Origin of the sequence: Bacillus sp. SIMBA_026 (genome assembly GCF_046535335.1) — a bacterium.
In the GTDB taxonomy this organism is placed as follows: Bacteria; Bacillota; Bacilli; order Bacillales; family Bacillaceae; genus Bacillus; species Bacillus velezensis.
In genome coordinates this window covers 1-3,118 of sequence record NZ_JAWRWX010000011.1, presented here as the reverse complement: position 1 = coordinate 3,118, position 3,118 = coordinate 1, and the positions used below count along the sequence as shown (strand labels likewise).

Genomic DNA, 3,118 nt, shown 5'->3' with positions numbered 1-3,118 from the left:
TCTTTGTGCGTACGTTGTTCTTGAGAGCCCGGCAGCTGAATCCGTCAAAGAAATCCGTTCCCAGCTTGCAAATGAGCTTCCGGATTTCATGATCCCGGCGTTTTTTGTCCAACTGGACAAAATGCCTCTTACCGCAAACGGAAAGGTAGACCGGAAGGAGCTTCCGGCCCCTGATTTAAATGATCTTGGAAGTCTGGGCTATGAGGCGCCGAGGAATGCCGTTGAAGAGACTCTTTCCTCAATTTGGAGGGATATCCTTGGGACAGAAAGAGCGGGGATCAACGATCATTTCTTTGAAATGGGAGGCCATTCGCTGAAGGCAACAGCCTTGGTTTCGAGAATCCATAAGGAGCTAAAGACTGAAGTGCCTTTGCGCCAGCTTTTCCAGTCGCCTACCATCAAGGGTATTGCGGAGTTCATTTCCGCCGGCCGTGAGAGTGTGTATGCGTCCATTCAAAAAGTGGAGGAACAGGAATCCTATCCCCTGTCGTCTGCCCAAAGAAGGCTATATATCCTTAACAAGATCGAAGGCGGAGTTTCCTATAATATTCCTCTTGCCATGGAAATACAAGGGGATCTTAATATAAGCCAGCTGGAAAAGGCCTTTCTGGCACTTATTGAAAGGCACGAAGTTCTGAGAACGTCATTCTCAATGGAGGACGGAGTACCTGTCCAAAAAATCGCACCGCTGGTGGATTTCAAATTGGGCTATCACAAAACAGACGCTGATCGTGCAGAAAACTTCCTGAAGGAATTTGTGCGCCCGTTTGACCTTTCAAAAGCACCTCTCCTGCGGGTCGAGCTTCTGAACATCGCAGAAAACAAGCACCTTATGGTGCTGGACATGCATCATATTATTTCAGATGGAGTATCGATGGGCATCCTGACGCGCGAATTGGCCGAGCTTTATGAAGGAAAGGAACTGCCCGCCCTGAAAATCCAGTATAAGGATTATTCTGCATGGCAAAAGCAAGCATCTGCCCGGACTGAAATGAAAAAGCAGGAAGATTACTGGTTAAATGTCTTCAAAGAGGAAGTACCTGTTTTGAACATGCCGACCGATTTCAGAAGACCGGCATCCCAATCGACCGAAGGCGGTTTAGTGTGTTTTGAATTTGACCGGGACTTATCGTTTAAGCTGAATGAGATGGCCAAAGAACATGGAGTCACCCTGTATATGCTTCTTCTGGCAGGCTATACAACTCTCCTTTCAAAATATACAGGTCAAGAAGACATTATCGTCGGTTCTCCTATTTCAGGAAGGCCGCATGAAGATTTGAAACACGTGATGGGAATTTTCCTGAATACGCTCGCTATGAGAAACCGTCCCGAAGGGAAAAAATCTTTCAGCAGCTATCTGAGGGAGGTTAGAGAAAATGCCTTGGCTGCTTTTGAAAACCAGGAATATCCGTTTGATGAGCTCGTTGAAAAGCTTGATCTAAACCGCGATATGAGCCGGAGCGCTTTATTTGATACGATGCTTGTGCTTCAGAATTTCGATCAAGAGGCATTTGAGATTGAGGGGCTGACCTTCACTCCGCATCCAATGGATGCCCATGTGTCAAAGTTTGACTTAACTTTGACAGCGAGCGAAGAGGGAGATCGCATTACGTGTGTCCTGAACTATGGCGCTAAACTGTTTAAAAAAGAGACGATCGAACGCATGGCAGGCCATCTGATTCATCTCTTCAATGAAATCACACAACAGCCGGATCAGTTCATCAGCGATCTGACACTGCTTTCTGAAGAAGAAGCACATATGGCGTTAACCGGATGGAATGAGACAAACGTTCAATTTCCGATGGACAAAACGCTGGCACAGCTGTTTGAGGAACAGTCAGCCCGAACGCCGCACCGAGTCGCTGTAGCAGCCGGAGACCAGAAGCTGACGTATCTTCAGTTGAATGAAAGGGCGAACCAGTGGGCAGGAGTGCTTCGGGAAAAAGGGGCAAAAGCAGGAGTGACAATCGGGCTGATTGCCGAGGAGTCCGTGGAGATGATCATAGGAATACTGGCTGTCTTAAAAGCTGGGGCTGCGTATCTTCCAATTGATCCCGACCAAGCCGTCAAGCGAACAAATGCCATTCTCAAGGACAGCGGAGCGAGCCTTCTGCTTGTGAAAGGAAACCGAAAACCAGGTCTCAGCTTTGGCGGAGACATCATTGATCTGAAGACACCGCTTTTTGAGGGGAGAGACACAGCTAATCTTCCGGCAGGCCAGCCGGATCACAATGCCTATCTAATATACACGTCAGGATCGACTGGCACACCAAAAGGTGTGTTTATACAGCACAGAAGCGTGGTCAATTACATGTCCTGGTTCAAAAAGGAAGTGAGTCTGCAGGAAGAGGATAAAGCGCTTCTCGTTTCCTCCTATGCCTTCGATTTAGGATATACGAGTCTTTATTCAGCGCTTTTGAATGGCTGCGAGCTGCATCTGGTCAAAAAAGACATCTATTCAAATCCATCCAAAGCACTGAGATATTTGAATGAAAATGGCATATCTTATCTGAAGCTGACACCGTCACTGTTTAACGTCTTGGTTAACGACCCTGCATTCCTTGAGGGATCCGGCTGTGAGACCCTTCGTTTGGTTGTGCTTGGAGGAGAGAAAATAAGCCCGGAGGATGTGAAAACATTCCATCTTCGCTATTCAAAGGCGATGGTCATGAATCACTACGGCCCGACAGAAGCCACCATAGGGTCTGTCTACCATATCATCGATTTTGAGAAAATGAGTGCTTTTGAGGAATGCCCGGTAATCGGCAGGCCAATTTCGAATATGAAGGCATACGTGATGGATTCACAGATGAAGCCAGTACCGGATGGGGTGTACGGAGAGCTGTGCTTATCTGGTGCAGGCGTCGCAAGGGGCTATTTAAACCGTCCTGAGCTGACTGAAAACGCATTTGTTCGGAATCCGTTGGATCCGAAGGAAACGGTGTACCGGACAGGCGACCTTGTCAGAAGACTTCCGGACGGCAATCTTGAACTGGCCGGAAGGATCGACAATCAGGTCAAAATAAGAGGCTACCGTATCGAAACGGACGAAATCAGGAGTCATCTCCTCAAGCACGATGAGATTCAGGAGGCTGTCGTGATTGTCCGAGAGGACAAA

1 protein-coding gene is annotated in these 3,118 nt (G+C 47.8%); it reads left to right on the top strand.

The window, feature by feature from the left end; translation table 11 throughout:
• A partial coding sequence (locus SB847_RS20370; RefSeq protein WP_410565339.1) for a non-ribosomal peptide synthetase occupies window positions 1–3,118 on the top strand: 3,118 nt, incomplete at both ends.